Below are 19,778 nucleotides of genomic sequence, written 5' to 3' on the forward strand. Positions count from 1 at the left end.
GGAGGAGACCGGATGACCTCGCTTGTTCTGGTTCCGGGCATGATGTGTGACGCCCGGCTTTTCACCCCGCAGATCGCAGCGTTTTCCGCTCATCACGATCTGCATCTCGCCACTTTGACGCAGCCCGGCAGCATCAGCGACAAGGCGCGCGCCATTCTCGACACTGCGCCGCCGCGTTTTGCCCTGTGCGGCTTGTCGATGGGCGGCATCGTCGCAATGGAAATCCTGCGCCAGGCACCTGACCGGGTCAGCCGTCTTGCGCTTCTGGACACCAACCCGCTGGCCGAGAAGGACGAGGTCAAGGAACGACGCCAGCCGCAGATGGCAGAGGTGCGCGCGGGCGGGCTGGCTTCGGTGATGCAGCAGCAGGTCATGCCCAACTACCTGTCGCCGTCACATGAGATGCCGGAGGTTCTGGACCTCTGCCTGGACATGGCGCTGGCGCTTGGGCCGGATGTGTTTCTGGACCAGTCCGAAGCGCTCATGGCCCGGCCCGACCAGACCGAAACGCTCGCCTCGGCCGATCTGCCTGCCTTGGTGCTGTGCGGCCGTGACGACCAGCTGTGCCCCTTGGAGCGGCATGAGCTGATGGCCGGGCTGATCCCCGGCGCGACACTGGAAATCATCGAGGGCGCGGGTCATCTGACCACGCTCGAACAGCCCGAACACACCAATGCAGCGCTGGCGCGCTGGCTGGAGGCCTGATGGACGCTTCGCTTCTGAAACTGCTGAAATCCGTCGACACACCGACCGTCTGCAACGCCATCGAGGTGGCGCAGGGCAAGCGCGGCTTCGATGCCTTCACGCGCGGCACCATGCTGTGTTCCGACCCGGATGCCGGGGCGATGGTCGGCTACGCCCGCACCGCCAAGATCGCCGCCGTGAACCCTCCGGAGGAACCGCCGGAGGTGATCCGCAAGCGCCGGATGGAGTACTACCGGCACATGGCCACGGCCTCCGGCCCTGCCGTCACCGTGGTCGAGGATCTGGATTACCCCGAGTGCATCGGCGCGTACTGGGGGGAGATCAACACCACCGTCCACAAGGGCTTTGGCATCAGCGGCGCCCTGACCAACGGCGTGATGCGCGATCTTGGCGACCTGCCCGCGGACTTCCCGGTCGTGGCCGGGTCCATCGGCCCCAGCCATGGTTTCGTGCACGTGCGCGAGGTCGCAACCCCAGTCTCCATCTTTGGACTGACCATCCATGACGGCGACCTGGTGCATGCCGACCGCCATGGCGCATTGGTGATCCCGACCGAGGTGGTGCCAGACCTAGAACAGGCGATTCAGAAACTTCTGGAGACCGAAAAACTGGTGTTAGAGCCAGCCCGCCAACCCGGTTTCGATTTTGATGCCTTTGAGCGTGCCTGGCAGGCTTTTGAGGCCGCGCGCACCTAAACCTCAACGGAACACGCTCTGGCCAATCACAACCAGCGAGGCTGAAGCCCGGTTCGGGCTTCAGCCTTTTCTTTTTTAACGTCAGTCGAGGATGGCAGGCAGGTTCAGCCCATGCTCGCGCGCGCAGTCCTTGGCGATGTCATAGCCCGCATCGGCGTGCCGCATCACCCCCGTTGCCGGGTCATTCCACAGCACACGCTCGATACGGCGTGCGGCATCATCAGAACCGTCACAGCAGATCACCACACCTGAGTGCTGCGAGAAGCCCATGCCAACACCGCCGCCATGATGCAACGACACCCAGGTGGCGCCGGACGCGGTGTTCAGGAGCGCGTTCAGCAGCGGCCAGTCGGACACGGCATCCGAGCCGTCCATCATTGCTTCGGTCTCGCGGTTCGGCGACGCCACCGAACCCGAGTCCAGATGGTCGCGGCCGATCACAACCGGCGCCTTCAGCTCGCCATTCTTGACCATCTCGTTGAAGGCCAGACCGGCCTTGTGGCGGTCGCCCAGACCGATCCAGCAGATCCGCGCCGGGAGGCCCTGGAAGGCAATCCGCTCCTGCGCCATGTCCAGCCAGCGGTGCAGCCCCTCGTTTTCGGGGAACAGCTCCTTCATCTTGGCGTCGGTCTTCTTGATGTCCTCCGGATCACCCGACAGAGCCGCCCAGCGGAACGGGCCGATGCCGCGGCAGAACAGCGGGCGGATGTAGGCGGGCACAAAGCCGGGGAAGTCGAAGGCGTTTTCCAGCCCCTCCTCCAGCGCCATCTGGCGGATGTTGTTGCCGTAATCGACGGTGGGAATTCCCATCGCGTGGAAGTCGCACATCGCCTTGACCTGCACCTTCATCGAGGCACGCGCGGCCTTCTCGACCGCTTTCTTGTCGGTCTCGCGCTTTTCCTTCCACTCGGCCATGGTCCAGCCCTGCGGCAGATATCCGTTCACCGGGTCATGGGCCGAGGTCTGGTCCGTCACGATATCAGGCCGGATGCCGCCCGCCTTGGCGCGCTCCACCAGCTCGGCAAAGACATCTGCCGCATTGCCCAGAAGACCGACGGATTTCGCCTCGCCCGCCTTGGTCCAGCGCTCGATCATCTCCAGCGCTTTGTCCAGGGTTTCGGCCTTCTCATCGAGGTACTTGGTGCGCAGGCGGAAGTCGATGGAATCCGGGTTGCACTCGACTGCAAGGCAGCAGGCACCGGCAAACACAGCCGCCAGCGGCTGCGCCCCACCCATGCCACCAAGGCCGCCTGTCAGGATCCATTTGCCTTTGAGATCGCCGCCGTAATGCTGACGGCCGGCCTCTGCAAAGGTCTCATAGGTGCCCTGCACGATGCCTTGGGTGCCGATGTAGATCCAGGAGCCAGCGGTCATCTGGCCGTACATCATCAGGCCCTTCTTATCGAGCTCGTTGAAGTGATCCCAGTTGGCCCAATGCGGCACAAGGTTGGAGTTGGCGATCAGCACGCGGGGCGCGTCCTTGTGTGTCTGGAAGACGCCGACGGGCTTGCCGGACTGCACCATCAGGGTCTGGTCTTCTTCCAGGTTCTTCAGGCTCTCGACGATCATGTCGAAATCCTTCCAGGTGCGCGCGGCGCGACCGATGCCGCCGTATACCACCAGTTCATGCGGGTTTTCCGCCACATCCGGGTGCAGGTTGTTCATCATCATCCGCAGTGGCGCTTCAGTCATCCAGGACTTGGCGTTCAGCTCAGGGCCGGTGGGCGGGAAAATGTCGCGGGTGTTTTTGCGGGGATCGCTCATGCTGCGGGCCTCCAGTTTTTGAGATCAGTCAGAATTTGGGTGAGATGAGCGCGCAGTTTGTCTGCGCGCTCGGGGAGATAGGACCAGGGCGGGCTTTCCTGGCAGTAAGTGGCTTGCGCCAGCTCCATCTGTATCGCGTGCAGGCCCTCCGCCGGGCGGCCATAGTGGCGCGTGGTCCAGCCGCCCTTGAAACGGCCGTTCAGCACCGAGGTATAGCCCTCTGCCGCTTCGCAGCGGGCCACGGTCATCGCCTCAATCGCCGGATCGCAGGTCGCGCCCATGTTGGTGCCGATGCTGAAATCCGGCAGCCGCCCCTCGAACAGGAACGGAATGTCACCCCGGATCGAATGGCAATCGTACAGGATGGCAAAGCCGTGGATTGCCTTTACCCGCTCCAGCTCAGCCGCTAGCGCGGCGTGATAAGGCGCGTGATAGGTCTCGCGGCGACGGGTGATCTCCGCCTCGTCCGGTTCCTGCCCATCAAGCCAGATCGGCAGCCCGTCGAAATCGGTCAGCGGCACCAGCGTCGTGGTGTTCTGTCCCGGATACAGGCTGACACCGGCCGGGTCTCGATTGACGTCGATCACATAGCGATGGATGGGCGTGCGCACCGTGGTCACGTCGTCCGTCAAACCATCGTAAAGATCATGGATATGCCAATCGGTATCCGCCAGCGCGCGACCGGTCTCATTCAGGCGCTCCCAGACCTCGGGCGGCACATCGGTGCCGGTGTGGGGCAGCCCTAAAACCAGCGGCGAGTTACCTTTTCGAATTTCGATCATGCCGCAACCTCCACGCCAGCGACTGCCGCAACACGTCCCTCACGGACCATGGCGCTGGCGGCCTCGATATCCGGCGCCAGATAGCGGTCATCCCCCAGCGGCGGAATGTCGGCGCGCAGCAGCCCCAGCACATCCTGCAACCGCTCGGAGGTCTGCAACGGCGCGCGGGCCTCAACACCCTGTGCGGCGCACAGCATTTCAACGCCGAGGATGACCGACAGGTTGGCATTCATCTTGGCCAGCCGCAGCGCGCCATGAGCAGCCATCGAGACGTGGTCCTCCTGGTTGGCGGATGTCGGAGTGGAATCCGTCACGCAAGGATTGGCCAGATGTTTGTTCTCGCTCATCAGCGCGGCGGTGGTCACCTCGGCAATCATGAAGCCCGAGTTCAGCCCCGGGTTGGGGGTCAGGAACGGCGGCAGGTCATGGCTCAACGTCGGATCCACCATCAGCGCCACCCGGCGCTGCGCAATCGCGCCGATCTCGGCCACTGCCAGAGCGATCTGATCGGCGGCAAAGCCCACGTATTCCGCATGGAAGTTGCCGCCCGACACGATGCGCCCCTCGTCCACCAGAACCAGCGGATTGTCGGTGACGGCATTTGCCTCGATCTCCAGTGTCTTGGCAGCCATCCGCAGCACGTCCAACGCCGCACCCACAACCTGAGGTTGACAGCGGATGCAATAGGGATCCTGCACGCGGCTGTCGCCTTCGCGATGGCTTTCCCGGATTTCCGAGCCAGCCATGATGGCACGCATCTCGCGCGCCACATCGATCTGCCCGGCGTGACCGCGCAACGTGTGAATATCAGCGACCAACGGCGCAGTGGAGCCCATGATCGCATCCGTGCTAAGCGCCGAAATCACGATCGAGGCCTCAGCCATGCGCCAGGCATCAAACAGCCCAGCCAGCGCACAAGCCGTGGAAAACTGCGTGCCGTTGATAAGACCCAGCCCCTCTTTCGGACCCAGCTCGATTGGTTGCAACTCGGCCTTCTTCAGCGCCTCCGCACTGGGCATCCGGACGCCCTCATAAGTCGCCTCCCCTGCCCCGATCATCGCGGCCGCCATATGGGCCAACGGTGCCAGATCGCCCGACGCCCCGACCGACCCCTGCGACGGCACCACCGGCACCACGCCGCGTTCCAGCATCTGCTCGATCTGCTCGATCACCAGCCAGCGTACGCCGGATGCGCCGCGGCCCATAGACAAGAGTTTCAAGGTCATCATCAGCCTCGTCTTGTCTTCTGACAACGGCTCCCCGACCCCACAGCAATGCGACAGGATCAAATTGCGCTGCAGCGTTGCCGTGTCTTCGGGCGCAATCTTGGTCGAGGCCAACTTGCCAAAGCCTGTGTTGATACCATAGACGGCAGTCTCGCCCGCTGCAGCCTCGGCCACCATTCTGGCCGCGGCCTCAACCGGCGCACGGGCGCTGTCGTCCAGCCGCGCCGGGGTCAGGTTTCGGTAGACGTCCTGCAGGGTGGCAAGCGTCACCGTTCCGGGGATCATGTTGATCATTGTGCGCCCTCATAAATACGGGTGTGAAGCGGATTGAAGCCGATACGGTAAGCCAGCTCTGCCGGGGTCTCGACATCCCAGACCGCCAGATCCGCGCGCATACCTGCCTTGATTTGGCCTCGGTCCGTCAGTCGCAGCGAACGGGCAGCGTTGCGGGTAACACCGGCCAGGGCTTCCTCCGGCGTCATGCGGAACAGGGTGCAACCCATGTTCATTGTCAGCAGCAAGGACGTCAGCGGCGAAGAGCCTGGGTTGCAATCGGTAGCCAGCGCCATTGGCACGCCGTGCTTGCGGAAGTGCTCGATCGGCGGCATCTGGGTTTCGCGGATGGTGTAGAATGCCCCTGGAAGGATCACCGCGACCGAGCCGCTGTCCGCCATCGCGCGGGCGTCATCCTCGTTGGCGTATTCCACGTGATCGACTGACAATGCGCCATACTGAGCCGCTAGCGCAGTGCCACCCTGATGACTCAGCTGTTCGGCATGCAGTTTCACCGGCAGCCCCAGTTCCTGCGCCACCTTGAACACCCGTTCGATCTGCGCTGGGGCGAAGGCGATGTTTTCGCAGAAACCGTCGACCGCATCGACGAGACCCTCGGCATGGGCCGCGCGGAGGGCAGGGATACAGACCTCGCCGATGTATTCGTCGTCCCGCCCCTTGAATTCCGTCGGGGTGGCATGGGCGCCAAGAAAGGTTGTCTTGATGGTCACCGGGCGCAATTCGCCTAGACGGCGGGCGGCGCGCAGCATGTTCAACTCGGTCTCGAGATCCAGCCCGTAGCCGGATTTCACTTCCACGACAGTGGCACCCTCAGCAATCAGCGCATCCAACCGCGGCAGCGCATCGGCGATAAGCTCTTCCAGTGAAGCGGTACGGGTTGCCGTCACGGTCGAGACGATGCCGCCCCCTGCCCTCGCGACTTCTTCATAGGACGCGCCATTCAGGCGCATTTCGAATTCCATCGCGCGGTTGCCGCCAAAGACGATATGCGTGTGGCAGTCGATCAAACCCGGCGTTACCAGCCGTCCGCCGAGATCCCGTTGCGGCCAGTCAAAATTGTCAGCTGACAATTCCGAACGAGGTCCAACCCAGGCGATCTTACCTTGGGAAACGGCAACTGCACCATCGTCGATGAGGCCATAAGGAGCGACGTCACCTTGCGCCGGTTCCACCATCGTTGCCAACCTTGCCCCTGTCAGAACGTAGCTATCTGTCATTTTTTCGCTGGTCACGACACTGCGACTCCCCTTTTGACACGTTGCCGGATAAACTACGAAAAAAAGAGAATATGTCTAGTCATAAAAGGTCGTGGTCGAAGTTTGACACGCTGCCGATAAGTTTTGGCTCTCGGAGGACGTCCTAAACCGCCTGATGAAGACAACGACGAGCTATTTCGTGTCTTTCATTTCTGAGTGATCAAGAAGCGCCGACGACAGAACCCCAGAAATTGTCAGCTGACAATTTGCCAAACGGCGCATGAGGAGGCCTTCAGGTACACGCTGCCCGGGGCAGGCAACCAATTCAGTTGTCAGCTGACAATCGCGGCCGGTCTCTGGCTATGGAGAAGAGACTTCAGCATCGGTACTGGGGAAAATTGACCTTCACGCGCCTTCTGGGCCAAGCGTCGCAAATAGGCACCGGGGCTGCGAATAGTTCCCAACTTCTCCAACATGCACAGAACGACGGTGGTGGCATGTTTGCGCCCCATTGAAACCTGCGCATCATGTAGCACGGAGCCGTCAATTCCCATCATGGGGATCAGTTTCTCTGCAATCCTGTCGGCATCTTGCCAATTTCTAAGCTCATTCGGATAGAAATCTTGAACGCTAGGACAGGCTTGAACCAGCGCTGTGAGGTCAAGGGCAGGGGAGTTGGGTTCTGTGTCCAGTTCTTCCGAGAGCTGAGAAGATGGGTGCACTGCCTTTGTTGCGGTTCTGCCGGTTTCGGCGGCGTCTTCAGAGTCAAAATCATATTTAATTGATTCCTGTATGTGCCGCTCATTTTGGCTGTATGTGCCGCTCATCTGACCTGCAGTAATTTCATTAGCGGTCGCTTCGTTTGCCGATTGGTAGTGGGCGAGGGCCTGTGAGAGATCGGACGCAGCTTGGGCTAGGGCGTTTTCACAGGGTTTGCGACGCAACAGTTTGCGTACGGTCTCCAGCAACTCGGCAGCGTCGTCCGACGCGACATCCAGAAGCTTCTGGCGCAGAACCGCTACTTGGTCACGAAGGATCGCAAGCTGTTCCGCGCGGGACTGCACGGCTTGGGCGGTGTCATGGATCTGCGCGGCGTGTACGGCGAGGGGGGACAGGTCAAATCCGAAGGCAAGCTTGCAATCTCCGCCGCAGTGACGGGCGTAACGCTTACGGTTCGGGCTGCTGTGACGGCTGATGATGCCCATCTCCACAAGGCGCGCCAGATGACGCCGCAGTGTGCTTTCAGGCATGCCGTTCAGCCGCTCTGACAGCTTGCGATTCGAGGGAAACACGATCGCGCTGTGACGCTCTGGTGTGATTTCGCGATTCGGCAGAAATGTCAGCAAGGCCTTGAGCACACCTAGGGTGCGATGGCCAAGGTCAAATTCCGGGGCGGCAACGGTCAAGGCTGCCAGCAGTTCCCACTTGTCATGAGATACCACTGTCAGGGCACACTGATCCAGCCGCCCAAACAAGGTTTGGGACGCCGTTTTCATGTCATTTTTCACGAAAGGCCAAAAAATACCCACCCCCATGCAACGCATGGAGTTGACAGTCTCAACGGTGAAGGGCTATTCCAAGGGTGCTAAATCTGAGAACGGCCTTCTGGGATGTCATGTCCTGGGGGGCTTTTCTTTTGCCGTCTGTTCGTGCCTCCTGTTTTGGTTTGCTCTGCTCGTCTTTGGTCTTCAGCCGTCGGCCTGGTCTTGCTGCCAGCGATGGTGAAGTTCTTGCAGGATGGTTTCTGCGTTCTCGTCGAACCAGCTCCCGAATCCCGGCGTGTCTTTCTTCGAAATGGTCAGGGTGATGCTCTTGCCCGTGGTTTTCAGCCCGGCCAGCGCGGCTCCGTCATGCGAATGCAGCGTACGGTTGGTGGCCGGGGCAGGGGTTGGCTTGTCGGGCTGGTTGAGCGCGTCATAGGCCTCTTGCGCGCGCGCCAGCACAGCCTCGAAACGGCCGTCAGAGTCCAGAGCCTGAAATTCTTCGGATTTGGTGTAAACGGTTGCGCGGATACGGGGGCCTTCTTCCTGAAACAGCTTGACCAGAGTCATCCAGCGTTCGCGCCCGATGCTGGGTGCTGCGCCGATTTCGCGCAGAAAGGGCAGGTCGAAAGCCGTACCCACCTTCAGCATCCGTGATACCATTGGCAGGTCAATCGACAGGGCCGCTGCGATTGTCTGCCGGTCATACCCATCGGCCTGCAGCTGCGCTGCAAAAGAGGCCTTTTCGATGAAGCTGAGGTCGAGGCGCGCGGTGTTTTCCTGTCCTTGCGCCATTACCAGAGCGTGGTCGTCCAGCTGCCGCACCATTGCCTTGACCGGCAGGCCGAGCTGGCGCAGCGCCATCAGACGGCGGCGGCCATAGACGATTTCGTAGCGTCCTGGCGACTTGGGGTGGGGTCGCAGCAGAACCGGAACCTGCTGGCCATAGGTCTTGAGACTCTCGACCAGTTGTTCATGCGCTTCGCCACCAGTGGACAGGCGGTCCTCGTAGCCGGCATCGTCGATCAGACTGGTGTCGATCTCCTGCACCGCGCTTTCCTGCAACTTGCTCAGCGAGGATTGCAGAGCGCCAACTGCACCACGCGGCATCATCTTGGGCTTTGCCGCAGACGCTGCCGGGGTGCTGGGTTTCAGGGCGGAGTTCAGAATTCCTTTGCGTGCCATCAACGCCTCCATGCCTGTTGAAGGAGCGATTCTATCTCGTCGTTAACTTGATTGAGTGAATCGACCGCACGGTCATAGGTTGACCTGTGAAACTGGGATCTTTCGACCTCATAGACGGTTTGCTGGGTCAGGCCGGCGTCGGAGATTGCGGTTGATTTCAGCATCGGCGCGACCATGACTTCTTCGCCGAACAGCTGGCGCATGAAAGCGACCACCTGCTGCTGCGGTCCGTCGTTGGGCTCATAGCGGTTGATGAGGAACCGGAGGAAGTCGAACTCCAGCGCGGCGCCGGCATCAGAGACCACGTCCAGAAGTTCGGCGGCCATTTGCAGGAACTGCGACATCGAGGCGATGTCCAGCATGTTCGGCACGACGGTAATCAACACGCCGGTCGACGCACAGAGCGCCGACATCGTCAGATAGCCGAGCTGTGGCGGGCAGTCGAAGATGATGACGTCGTAGTCCTGCTCGACTTCCTGCAGCGCAGCCGCCATTCGGGCAAAGAAGGCGGGCTGCACATTGTTAAGCAGCGCCTGAGGCGTTTCGTGCTCGAACTCCTGCAGAATCAACCCGCCAGGGGCCAGGTCGAGACCGCAGAAATAGGTCTTCTGGATGATCTGGCGCATCGGCACCGGATCGTCATAGCGGATCGCATCATAGATGGTCCCTGTTTCCAGGAAATCGACCTCGGGGCGATAGCCAAACAGCGTTGTTAGAGACGCCTGCGGGTCAATGTCGACCGCCAGAACCCGGTAGCCCTTGAGGGCAAGGCGTTGGGCGGTGTGAATCGACGAGGTGGTTTTGCCCGAGCCCCCCTTGAAATTCAGAAACGACAAAACCTGCACCTTGTCGCCCTCGCGGCGACCGCGCAGGTAAGTGCCCGGGGTCTTGGCCGCGGCATCCAGGATCTTGCGCATCTCCATGAGGTCCGCAGCGGAGTAGTGACGCCGCCCCCCGGGCGTGGTGTGAACTTCGGGCAGCTTGCCATCGAAATGCAGCTTGCGCAGGAAGCTGGGAGAGATGCCAAGCATCTCGGCCGCTTCGCCCGCACTGAACAGGCGCAGTTCTTTCCTTGCGTCCGGCGCGAAACTCTGCAGCATGTGGCTTTCGAGGGCCGCGCTGAGGTTTTCCGCGTTCTCGCGGATACGTTGATTTATATGGAGTGCCTCTGCCACCTGCTGCCCTCTCGATAGTAACGCTGTTTTGCGTCAGCGCCTTATTTATCGTTTCTATACGCAATGCCGGCGGGTCGATGCAACAGATTCCTTGATTTTTCAATTGCCAAGCCGCGAGAGCAGTCTCGTCGGGGCTGTCACAGGTGCACGAACAACCTGCGTTAATTGTCTGAAAACACTAAGACAAGCAGTCCGAGTGCGACCCACAGGCGGCGCCTATGAGCATCGGGTGCCGACGAGAGCGCGTGCGAATTTGTCCCGTGCAGGCGAATCAAGCGGCGGCCGCGGGTGTGGGGCAGGGGTGGGCGCAAAACGGGGCCATTAATAGGAGTGGCCTCGACAGAGACCGGGGATGTGCGGCGCGCTACCGACGCCTTCGAGGCGCGGCAAACTGGCCCGTTTGCGGCGAAGTCTGTGGAAAACACGTCCTATCAGGGCGCGAACCCTTGCCATTCGGCGGCAAATTTGATTCGAGTGCGCGCGGGAAAAAAGGCCCGGCACCGCTGCGTTGCGTCGACCATGACCAATGCCGGCGTTTTCTTTGTCTCGACCGCCGGAAACAGATAAGAACCGCCACGGGAATCGGCCTCGGAAGGACGTAAGCCAGATATGAAAACATTTAACTTGAGGAAGGGGCTGGATCTGCCGGTGACAGGCGCACCGGAGCAGACCATCCAACCGGGCCCGGCCATCACGTCGGTGGCGGTGCTGGGACCGGATTACCTAGGGCTGAAGCCGCGCATGCTGGTACAGGAAGGCGACGAAGTGCGCCGCGGCACGCCGTTGTTCTGCCACAAGGACGCAGAAGCCGCGATGATGGTGGCGCCGCTGACCGGCAAGGTCGTGGCGATCAACCGTGGCGCGCGCCGAGTGTTGCAGAGCGTGGTGATCGCGGTCACCGACGCCGAGGATGCGGGCGTCGATTTCTCCGCCACCGGCGCTGCCGACAGTGCCGAAGGCCTGACGGAGAAGCTTTGCGCCGCGGGTCTGTGGACCTCCTTCCGCACGCGCCCCTATTCGAAGATGCCGCAGCCGGGCAGCAAGCCCAACGCGATCTTCGTGACCGCAATGGATTCCGAACCGTTGGCTGCCGATGCCGCGGTCATCATCAATGACGCGGCCGATGCGTTCGAAACCGGCTTGAAAGCGATCACGCTGCTGACCGAGGGCACAACCTTCCTGTGCCAGAAGGCAGGCGACAGCATTCCCGGCGGCGACATCGCAGGCGTCGAAGCTGCGGCCTTCTCCGGTCCGCACCCCTCGGGGCTGGCGGGCACGCACATCCACTTCCTGCACCCGCTGCAGGCGGAGGATGAAGTCTGGACGATTTCCTACCAGGACGTGATCGCGATCGGCCGCCTGCTGCAGACCGGTCATCTCGACCCGTCGCGAGTGGTAGCGCTGGCCGGTCCGGCCGCCCGCAATCCGCGGCTGGTCCGCACCGTGATGGGGGCCGCGATCGACGAGCTGACCCGCTGCGAGATCGCGGTGGATGGTCCCGTTCGGGTCATCTCCGGTTCGATCCTGTCGGGTCGTGAGGCCGCCGGGCCGCTGGCCTATCTGGGTCGCTTCGCCCGCCAGGTTGCCCTGATCGAGGAAGACCGCAAGCAGATTCCGCTGGGCTGGATCCGTCCGATGGCCAGCAAATTTGCCGTGCAACCGGTGCTTGGCTCGGCGTTGTCGCGCAAATTGTTCAACCTGACCAGCAACCTCAACGGCGGTCGCCGTGCAATGGTGCCCACCGGCACTTTCGAACAGCTGATGCCGCAGGACTACCTGCCGACGCAGCTGCTGCGCGCGCTGCTGGTCATGGACACCGATACCGCACAGGCGCTGGGTGCGCTGGAGCTGGACGAGGAAGACATGGGCCTCGTCGGCTTTGCCTGCCCGGCCAAGTACGAATACGGGCTCGCGCTGCGCGACTGCCTGACCAAGATTGAAAAGGAGGGCTGAGCCGGATGGGATTGCGCAGCTTCTTTGACAGAATCGAGCCGCACTTTGAAAAGGGCGGCAAATACGAGAAGTACTTCCCCGTCTACGAGATGGTGGAATCCTTCCTGTATACGCCAAAAACCGTCACCACCGTGGCCCCGCATGCGCGTTCTTACGTCGACATGAAGCGGATCATGACCTACGTGGTGATCGCCACCATTCCCTGCATTCTGTGGGGCATGTGGAATACCGGCTATCAGGCAAACTCGGCGATTGCCGCGCTGGGGGCCGATGCGGCAACCGGTTGGCGCATTGCCGTCCTGAACATGCTGGGCATTTCTCTGGATGCCGCGAACCCGATGGCGAACATCGCCCATGGTTTCCTGTATTTCCTGCCGATCTACATCGTGACGCTGGTTGCGGGTGGTATCTTCGAAGTGATCTTTGCCACCGTGCGCGGCCATGAGGTGAACGAGGGCTTCCTTGTGACCTCGATGCTGTACACGCTGATCATGCCGGCGTCGGCCCCGTTGTGGCAGGTGGCGCTGGGGATCATCTTTGGTGTGGTCATCGGCAAGGAAGTCTTTGGCGGTACTGGTAAAAACTTCCTGAACCCGGCACTGACCGGCCGCGCGTTCCTGTATTTTGCTTACCCGGCCAACATGTCCGGCGACTCTGTCTGGACCCCGGTTGACGGGTTCTCCGGCGCGACCGCGCTGGGTGTGTCCGCCGCTGAAGGCGTGCAGGCGCTGGCCGCGAAGGGTATTGAGTGGTCCGATGCCTTCTATGGCACGATCCAGGGCAGCTTTGGCGAAACCTCGACCCTCGCCTGCGCCATTGGCCTCGTGTTCCTACTGGCCACCAAGATCGCCAACTGGCGTCTGATCGTGGGCTGCCTGGGGGGCATGATCGCCTTCTCGATGCTGCTGAACCTGATCGGTTCGGACACCAACCCGATGTTCGCAATGCCCTGGTACTGGCACCTGGTGCTCGGCGGCTATGCCTTTGGCCTGGTGTTCATGGTGACCGAGCCGGTTTCGGCCAGCCACACCAACGTTGGCCGCTACATCTACGGTGCCCTCATCGGCGTCATGGTTGTGCTGATCCGGGTGCTGAACCCGGCCTTCCCCGAAGGCATGATGCTGGCAATTCTTTTCGGCAACGTCTTTGCACCGCTGATCGACTATTTCGTCGTGCAGGCAAACATCAAACGGAGGGCACGCCGCCATGGCTGATTCCGAAAGCAAGGGCCTGATTGGCCGTTTCCTTGCCGCATCGCCGGATTCGGTGGGCAAGACCGTGACCGTGGCGGTGGCAATCTGCCTCCTGGCCTCGATGATCGTCTCCGCCGCCGCTGTGAGCCTGCGCCCGGTTCAGGAGAGCAACAAGAAACGCGACAAGCAGCTGAACGTGTTGCAGGTGGCAGGGCTGTATCGGCCCGAGGAAAACGTGGCCGAGGCCTTCAAGGCCTTCGAACCGCGCATTCTGGATCTCGAGACCGGTGAGTTCACGGATCGCTTTGATGCGTCCAGCTTCGACGATCTGGCCGCCGCACAGGACCCCGAACTGAGCCGCGCTCTGGAGAACGACCCGGCCGGCATCGGCCGCCAGTCGCGCTACAAGACCGTTTACCTGCTGCGCGAGGAAAACGGCGATCTGGACAAGGTAATCCTGCCGATCCACGGCTATGGCCTGTGGTCGACCCTCTATGGCTTCATCGCTCTGGAAGAAAACGGCAACGACATCTTTGGTCTGCAGTTCTACCAACATGGCGAAACGCCGGGTCTTGGTGCCGAGGTCGACAACCCGCGTTGGAAGGCCCTGTGGCCGGGCAAGAAGCTGCGGGATGAAACCGGAGCGTTGCAGATTTCGGTTGCCAAAACGCAAGGACCGGCCGGACCGGAGCACCACATCGATGCCTTGGCCGGTGCAACGCTGACCTCCGTCGGCGTGGACAACCTGGTGAAATTCTGGATGGGCGAGGAGGGCTACGGTCCGTTCCTGAAAGCCCTGCAAGCGGGAGAGCTCTGATATGGCGCAGACCAAGAAAGACATGCTGGTCGACCCGCTGGTCGACAACAACCCGATCACCCTGCAGGTGCTGGGCATTTGTTCGGCGTTGGCGGTGACCTCCTCGTTGCAGGTGGCCTTCGTGATGACGCTGGCGGTGACCTTCGTGACCGCGTTCTCCTCGATGTTCATCTCCATCCTGCGCAACCAGATCCCGGGTTCGATCCGGATCATCGTGCAGATGGTGATCATCGCTTCTTTGGTGATCCTGGTGGACCAGGTGCTGAAGGCCTACGCGTTTGAAATCTCGAAGACCCTGTCGGTCTTCGTCGGCCTGATCATCACCAACTGTATCGTGATGGGCCGCGCCGAAGCCTTTGCCATGAAGAACCCGCCTGTGGCGTCCTTCATCGATGGCGTTGGCAACGGTCTGGGCTACGGGCTGATCCTGATGCTGGTCGGCTTCATCCGCGAGTTGTTCGGCGCTGGTTCGCTGTTCGGCGTAACCATCCTGGAGACCGTGAACAACGGCGGCTGGTATGTTCCGAACGGCATGCTGCTGCTGCCGCCCTCGGCGTTCTTCATCATCGGCCTGATCATCTGGGCGTTCCGCACCTGGAAACCGGCGCAGGTGGAAGAGCGTGAATTCAAAATCCAAACCGTGGAGGCGCACTGATGGAGGGGCTTATTTCCCTGGCCGTCAAGGCCATCTTTGTTGAAAACCTGGCGCTGTCCTTCTTTCTGGGCATGTGTACCTTCATCGCTGTGTCGAAGAAGATCTCGACCGCGCTGGGTCTGGGTATCTCCGTCATGCTGGTGCAGGCCATCACGGTTCCGGCCAACAACCTGCTGCTGACCTACCTGCTGAAACCCGGTGCGCTGGCCTGGGCAGGCTTTCCCGATGTGGATCTGACCTTCCTTGGCCTGATCTCCTATATCGGCGTGATCGCGGCGATGGTGCAGATCTTGGAGATGATCCTCGATAAGTATTTCCCGCCGCTCTACAACGCGTTGGGGATCTTCCTGCCGCTGATCACGGTGAACTGTGCGATCCTTGGCGGTTCGCTGTTCATGGTGGAACGCGACTACAACTTTGCCGAGGCGGCGACCTATGGTCTGTCCTCCGGCTTTGGTTGGGCTCTGGCGATCACCGCAATGGCCGGTGTGCGCGAGAAGCTGAAATACTCCGACGTGCCGGATGGTCTGCAAGGCCTGGGCATCACCTTCATCACCGCAGGTCTGATGGCGCTGGCCTTCATGTCCTTCAGCGGCGTCAAACTGTAAGGGAGCGCGGAAAACATGGAAACTTTCACGCTCGGCGTTGCGCTGTTCACGGTGATCGTGCTGGCGCTGGTGACCATCATCCTGGTCGCCCGCTCCCGCCTGGTCTCGTCCGGCAACGTCAACATCACCATCAACGGTGAGAAAACCATCTCGGTCCCCGCGGGCGGCAAGCTGCTGCAAACGCTGGCAGCCGAGAAGCTGTTCGTCCCGTCCGCCTGTGGCGGTGGCGGCACCTGCGCGCAGTGTCGGGTGCGGGTGCATTCCGGCGGCGGCTCGATCCTGCCGACCGAGGAAAGCCACATCACCAAGCGCGAGGCCGCCTGCGGCGACCGCCTGTCCTGTCAGGTTGCGGTCAAGCAGGACATGGAAGTCGAAGTTCCCGAAGAGGTCTTCGGCGTCAAGAAATGGCGCTGCAAGGTGCGCTCCAACGACAACGTGGCGACCTTCATCAAGGCGCTGGTGCTGGAGCTGCCCGAGGGCGAGGACGTCAATTTCCGCGCCGGCGGCTACATTCAGATCGAAGCGCCCGCGCATCGTCTGAAGTACACCGACTTCGATGTGCAGGAAGAATACCGCGAGGACTGGGACCGCTTTAACCTGTGGCAGTATGAATCTGTCGTGGATGAGCCGATCGAGCGCGCCTATTCGATGGCGAACTACCCGGACGAAAAGGGCATTATCATGCTGAACGTCCGTGTGGCGTCGCCCCCGCCGGGTTCGACGGATATTCCTCCGGGCAAGATGTCTTCCTACATCTTCAACCTGAAACCGGGTGACGAAGTCACCATTTCCGGCCCGTTTGGCGAGTTCTTTGCCCGCGATACGCAGAAGGAAATGGTGTTCATCGGCGGTGGCGCCGGTATGGCACCGATGCGCTCGCACATCTTCGACCAGCTGAAACGGCTGGAGAACCGCGACCGCAAGATCACCTTCTGGTACGGTGCGCGCTCGAAGAAGGAGATGTTCTTCGTCGAGGACTTCGACAAGCTGGCCGAGGAGTTCGACAACTTCGAATGGCATGTCGCCCTGTCGGATGCTCAGCCGGAGGACAACTGGAAAGGCTATACTGGCTTCATCCACAATGTTCTGTACGAGGAGTACCTCAAGAACCACCCGGCGCCGGAAGACTGCGAGTTCTACATGTGTGGTCCGCCGATCATGAACCAGTCGGTGATCAACATGCTGCTGGATCTTGGTGTCGACCGCGAAGACATCATGCTGGACGATTTCGGCGGTTAAACCTCCGAGCCATCAAGACTGCGAAAACCCCGGATGCTTGCGTCCGGGGTTTTTGGCATCGGAGGCCTGAGGCCAATAGGGGAGGGGATCAGCGCTCGCGCGCGGACTGGGCCGACAGCAGCCTCAGCAACATCTTTCGCTGATGGTCCTGCCCGCCAAAAAAGACCGCTAGCACGCGCAGCAGCTCTTCTTCTTCAGCAAGGTCGAAATAGAAGATAGCGCGCCCTTTGGTGACGGAGCGCAGCCCCGCCCCGAGTTCTGGGCGCAGTGTGCCCTGGAACGGTGCCTTGGCCAGATCTTCCATCGCGCTCTCGATCGCCTGAATCCGTGCCGACGCACGATCGAGTGCGGTTTGCGGGTCTTCGCCGAAGCTGAGCGCGGCATCGAACAGAAAATCGAAGATTGCATCGAGATCCCAGGCGACATCGGCCGCCGCAACGACCTTATAGGCCATACTGCGCTTTCTTGCGGGCAAGCATGGCGCGCGTGCCTTGGCGCATCTCATCCATGCCAGAGAAGGGTCCGGTCCGACGGTCGTCAAGGAGGGCGCGCAGCGCTTCGGTCTCTGCGGCGCGCGCCTCGGTTTCGGCGCGCAGAAGCTCCAACCCCTGTTGCATCACCGCGCTGACACTGGCGAACCGGCCTTGGGCCACCAGGTCGCGGGCAAAGGCATCCTGAGATTCACTGAGGGAAATGGAAGCTTTGACGCTCATGGGGCATTCTCCGACCAGATGGACAGATTGAATGTATGCTACTGAGTAGTATTTTCAAGCCCCACATGGAGGAACGCCCATTAGCGTTGGCGCCAATACGTCCTTCCATGCGCGGTGGTTCAGGCGCCTTCAGCGGGCGCCTGAAGGGTTGGCATGTGAGCTTCGGGGGTCAGCCAACGATCATCTGCTTCATGCGCAATGCTTCATATTCCAGCTCTTGCAGCCTGTAGTTCACGACATCGCCGATGGTGATCACGCCGCAGAGATGGCCATCCTCCATCACCGGCATGTGCCGGAATCGCCCCTCGTTCATGACCTTGGCCACGTCGATCAGGTAGTCTGACGGCGCGCAGGTCTTGACTTCGCGGGTCATCAGGTCGCTCACCAGTTGCGGCAGGGTCTGGCCCGGGGTTTCAGCCATGCGGCGCACGATATCGCGTTCGGACAGGATCCCCTGCATGGTGCCGTTCTGGTCGGTGACCAGCAGCGCCCCAATGCGCTTGTCGCGCAAGGCCTGGACCGCGTGGGCAATGGTGTCGCCAGGACGGATGGAAAAGACGGCGTCGCCTTTCTTCTCCAGCAGCTTGGCTACCGTCGACTGGTCATGGGACAGCGCCGAGTCGGCGGTCTGGCTATAGGTGTGTTTGTCTGTCTTGTCGCCCCGGGTGGGCGGCTGGTAAGAGAACGGTGCCATAACGGTTTCCTCCTGGTCTGTGTCAGGTCTCGAGATCATCTTAACGCGGGATTGGATTCCTGAAAGGGTTGAAATTTCGCGAGCGCTAACAACAGCAGGAAAACAACATGTTCGATACGCTTTATCTGACGCCGGCAACGGGTGCACTGTTGGTCTTCGTTGTGGTGGTTTGCGGCCATATGTATCGCAAGACCTGGAAGGATCAGCCGCCGGATGCGCGTCTGAAGGCCTGGCTGTTTGGCGTACCTGCGGCCTTGGGGTTGTTGGTGTTGGCTTTTGTACCGTTGAAGTTCTGAAGCGCGACGTGTCTCAGGTTTGACTCTGCCACGGGTCGCGGGCATACGTGCGCCAGCATTTTGTTGCGGAGGCTCGTCACATGCCCAGATGGTTCCTGTTTTCCCTGATTCTGCTCGTCCCGGGGTGCTGGTTCGACAGCGATCCAGAGGAATTGCGCCTGTCAGGCAAGACCATGGGCACGACCTACAATGTCACCGCGATAGGCGTTGATCTGGATGCCGAAGCGCTGTCGGAGGCGATCGAAGACACCTTGGCTGACGTCAACGCCAAGATGTCGAACTGGGACCCCAATTCGGAAGTTTCCACGTTCTCGGCGATGGAGAGCACCAATCCGGTCGCGGTATCGCCAGAGTTCGTCACCGTAATGGCCGCGGCCAATGACGTGCACGCCAAGAGCGGTGGCAAGTTTGACGTGACATTGGGTCCGCTGATTGAGTTGTGGGGCTTTGGTCCCCGCAAGCCGGAAGATCCACTGCCTTTGGAGGACGCGATCAAGACCGCGTTGGAGGGGGTCGGGCAGAGCCGACTGCTGGCTTTGGATACCGAGCAGAGCACTTTGGCGAAATCCGCTCCCGAGGTCGGCATCAACCTCTCTGCCATCGCCAAGGGCTATGGTGTTGATGCCGTGGCCGAGACCCTGCAAGAGTTCGAGATCGAGAACTACATGGTCGAGATCGGCGGCGATCTGGTCACAAAGGGCGAGAACATCAAGGGAGAGCCGTGGCGCATCGGCATCGAAAAACCGGATGCCTCGGCCCAGACCGTGCAGCTGGTGGTGCCGGTCAGCGACCTTGGGTTGGCAACCTCCGGCGATTACCGCAACTACTTTGAACACGACGGTCGGCGGTATTCGCACATCCTAGACCCGGTTTCCGGGCAACCGGTCACTCATGCCACCACCTCGGTCACTGTGATCGCGCAAAACGCCATGCTGGCTGATGCCTGGGCCACCGCAATGCTGGTCCTCGGGCGCGAAGAGGGGCTGAAGGTGGCCGAGCAGCATAAACTTGCCGTGTACTTCATCGATCGGGATGTGACCGCGGGCGAAGATGCCTATATCACCGCCACCAGCAGCGCCTTTGACGCGCTGAAAGCCAACTGATCCA

At 61.1% G+C, this 19,778-nt stretch carries 20 protein-coding genes; 10 read left to right on the forward strand and 10 right to left on the reverse strand.

Features of this window, described 5'->3' with window-relative positions; genetic code table 11:
* Positions 1-12 precede the first annotated feature (12 nt).
* Together AB9K35_RS09625 and AB9K35_RS09630 are read left to right on the forward strand one after the other, a co-directional pair.
* Complete coding sequence (locus AB9K35_RS09625) at positions 13-705, forward strand: alpha/beta fold hydrolase (protein ID WP_369925628.1); 693 nt, start codon at positions 13-15, stop codon at positions 703-705.
* Positions 705-1,400: an RraA family protein gene (locus AB9K35_RS09630; protein WP_369925629.1), complete on the forward strand. Its 696-nt coding sequence runs from the start codon at positions 705-707 to the stop codon at positions 1,398-1,400. Before AB9K35_RS09625 ends, AB9K35_RS09630 begins: the two co-directional genes overlap by 1 nt.
* 81 nt (positions 1,401-1,481) lie before the next feature.
* Here AB9K35_RS09630 and hutU read toward each other — a convergent pair whose 3' ends face one another.
* The 7 genes from hutU to repA form a co-directional block, all read right to left on the reverse strand.
* Entirely contained in the window at positions 1,482-3,164 is a 1,683-nt protein-coding gene (gene hutU / locus AB9K35_RS09635; RefSeq protein WP_369925631.1) for a urocanate hydratase, read from the reverse strand.
* The gene (gene hutG / locus AB9K35_RS09640) at positions 3,161-3,946 is read right to left on the reverse strand and encodes an N-formylglutamate deformylase (RefSeq protein ID WP_369925632.1); all 786 of its coding nucleotides are present in this window, start codon (positions 3,944-3,946) and stop codon (positions 3,161-3,163) included. Before hutG ends, hutU begins: the two co-directional genes overlap by 4 nt.
* Positions 3,943-5,466 carry a histidine ammonia-lyase gene (gene hutH, locus AB9K35_RS09645; protein ID WP_369925634.1) on the reverse strand — a complete coding sequence of 508 codons (1,524 nt, stop codon included), beginning with the start codon at positions 5,464-5,466 and terminating at the stop codon, positions 3,943-3,945. The genes hutG and hutH overlap by 4 nt, the downstream gene beginning before the upstream one ends.
* The gene (hutI, locus tag AB9K35_RS09650) at positions 5,463-6,683 is read right to left on the reverse strand and encodes an imidazolonepropionase (protein WP_369925844.1); all 1,221 of its coding nucleotides are present in this window, start codon (positions 6,681-6,683) and stop codon (positions 5,463-5,465) included. The genes hutH and hutI overlap by 4 nt, the downstream gene beginning before the upstream one ends.
* Positions 6,684-6,994: 311 nt before the next feature.
* Positions 6,995-8,158, reverse strand: a complete 1,164-nt coding sequence (repC, locus tag AB9K35_RS09655; protein ID WP_369925636.1) for a plasmid replication protein RepC — start codon at positions 8,156-8,158, stop codon at positions 6,995-6,997.
* A 192-nt stretch (positions 8,159-8,350) separates the two neighbouring features.
* Positions 8,351-9,328 (reverse strand): plasmid partitioning protein RepB, encoded by a 978-nt coding sequence (gene repB, locus AB9K35_RS09660; protein WP_222455460.1) that lies wholly within the window; start codon positions 9,326-9,328, stop codon positions 8,351-8,353.
* A complete protein-coding gene (gene repA, locus AB9K35_RS09665; protein WP_222455461.1) occupies positions 9,328-10,503 on the reverse strand; it encodes a plasmid partitioning protein RepA in 1,176 nt (391 codons plus the stop codon). Before repA ends, repB begins: the two co-directional genes overlap by 1 nt.
* Positions 10,504-11,112: 609 nt before the next feature.
* Between repA and AB9K35_RS09670 the strand changes: the two genes are divergently transcribed.
* The 6 genes from AB9K35_RS09670 to nqrF are packed head-to-tail and all read left to right on the forward strand — an operon-like array spanning position 11,113 to position 16,968.
* Entirely contained in the window at positions 11,113-12,456 is a 1,344-nt protein-coding gene (locus tag AB9K35_RS09670; protein ID WP_369925638.1) for a Na(+)-translocating NADH-quinone reductase subunit A, read from the forward strand.
* A gap of 5 nt (positions 12,457-12,461) precedes the next feature.
* The gene (locus AB9K35_RS09675; RefSeq protein WP_222455463.1) at positions 12,462-13,670 is read left to right on the forward strand and encodes an NADH:ubiquinone reductase (Na(+)-transporting) subunit B; all 1,209 of its coding nucleotides are present in this window, start codon (positions 12,462-12,464) and stop codon (positions 13,668-13,670) included.
* A complete protein-coding gene (locus AB9K35_RS09680; protein WP_369925640.1) occupies positions 13,663-14,466 on the forward strand; it encodes a Na(+)-translocating NADH-quinone reductase subunit C in 804 nt (267 codons plus the stop codon). The genes AB9K35_RS09675 and AB9K35_RS09680 overlap by 8 nt, the downstream gene beginning before the upstream one ends.
* A 1-nt stretch (position 14,467) precedes the next feature.
* Positions 14,468-15,121 carry an NADH:ubiquinone reductase (Na(+)-transporting) subunit D gene (locus AB9K35_RS09685; RefSeq protein WP_222455465.1) on the forward strand — a complete coding sequence of 218 codons (654 nt, stop codon included), beginning with the start codon at positions 14,468-14,470 and terminating at the stop codon, positions 15,119-15,121.
* On the forward strand, positions 15,121-15,729 hold the full coding sequence (nqrE, locus tag AB9K35_RS09690) for an NADH:ubiquinone reductase (Na(+)-transporting) subunit E (RefSeq protein ID WP_024092714.1): 609 nt from the start codon (positions 15,121-15,123) through the stop codon (positions 15,727-15,729). Before AB9K35_RS09685 ends, nqrE begins: the two co-directional genes overlap by 1 nt.
* A gap of 15 nt (positions 15,730-15,744) precedes the next feature.
* Complete coding sequence (gene nqrF / locus AB9K35_RS09695) at positions 15,745-16,968, forward strand: NADH:ubiquinone reductase (Na(+)-transporting) subunit F (protein WP_222455466.1); 1,224 nt, start codon at positions 15,745-15,747, stop codon at positions 16,966-16,968.
* An 88-nt stretch (positions 16,969-17,056) separates the two neighbouring features.
* Here nqrF and AB9K35_RS09700 read toward each other — a convergent pair whose 3' ends face one another.
* The 3 genes from AB9K35_RS09700 to AB9K35_RS09710 all read right to left on the reverse strand — a co-directional run bounded on the left by AB9K35_RS09700 (position 17,057) and on the right by AB9K35_RS09710 (position 18,375).
* Positions 17,057-17,422 carry a type II toxin-antitoxin system RelE/ParE family toxin gene (locus tag AB9K35_RS09700; RefSeq protein ID WP_369925642.1) on the reverse strand — a complete coding sequence of 122 codons (366 nt, stop codon included), beginning with the start codon at positions 17,420-17,422 and terminating at the stop codon, positions 17,057-17,059.
* On the reverse strand, positions 17,412-17,681 hold the full coding sequence (locus AB9K35_RS09705) for a type II toxin-antitoxin system ParD family antitoxin (protein WP_369925644.1): 270 nt from the start codon (positions 17,679-17,681) through the stop codon (positions 17,412-17,414). Before AB9K35_RS09705 ends, AB9K35_RS09700 begins: the two co-directional genes overlap by 11 nt.
* 169 nt (positions 17,682-17,850) lie before the next feature.
* Positions 17,851-18,375 carry a CBS domain-containing protein gene (locus AB9K35_RS09710; protein WP_369925646.1) on the reverse strand — a complete coding sequence of 175 codons (525 nt, stop codon included), beginning with the start codon at positions 18,373-18,375 and terminating at the stop codon, positions 17,851-17,853.
* 107 nt (positions 18,376-18,482) lie between these two features.
* Here AB9K35_RS09710 and AB9K35_RS09715 point away from each other — a divergent pair, with 107 nt between their 5' ends.
* Positions 18,483-18,671: a hypothetical protein gene (locus AB9K35_RS09715; RefSeq protein ID WP_369925648.1), complete on the forward strand. Its 189-nt coding sequence runs from the start codon at positions 18,483-18,485 to the stop codon at positions 18,669-18,671.
* Positions 18,672-18,751: 80 nt separating this feature from the next.
* Positions 18,752-19,774, forward strand: a complete 1,023-nt coding sequence (locus tag AB9K35_RS09720) for an FAD:protein FMN transferase (protein ID WP_369925650.1) — start codon at positions 18,752-18,754, stop codon at positions 19,772-19,774.
* The last annotated feature ends 4 nt before the right edge of the window (positions 19,775-19,778 follow it).

Origin of the sequence: Leisingera sp. XS_AS12 (genome assembly GCF_041224635.1) — a bacterium.
Classification (GTDB): Bacteria; Pseudomonadota; Alphaproteobacteria; order Rhodobacterales; family Rhodobacteraceae; genus Leisingera.